This is a genomic window from Sphingomonas sp. AC435 (assembly GCF_979253005.1).
The window spans coordinates 1-250 of sequence record NZ_CEEDCJ010000078.1; the positions used below are offsets into that span (position 1 = coordinate 1).

At 56.8% G+C, this 250-nt stretch carries 1 protein-coding gene; it reads left to right on the forward strand.

Translation table 11 applies throughout. The annotated features are described in order from the left end of the window. Nucleotides 1-58: 58 nt before the first annotated feature. Nucleotides 59-250: hypothetical protein (locus AC0CH8_RS19015; protein WP_465241216.1), on the forward strand; the 192-nt coding region annotated here is incomplete at its 3' end.

Genomic DNA, 250 nt, shown 5'->3' on the forward strand with positions numbered 1-250 from the left:
GTCCGGACGATCGACCACCATGACAGACCTAGCGTCCCTCCTCTGCGATCCGAGTCTGGTGCCACCCGACGATCCCATCAGCGGCTACGGCGAAATATTGGCCCATATCCCCAATGGCGACCAGGCGCTACGCGGCTTTCTCACCGGTTCGATCGATGCGGTCTTAAGGCGACCCGATGGTCGTCATCTAGTTGTCGATTACAAGACGAACCGAATTCCTGGAGTCCACAAGCTCAGTCCTCATATGTAT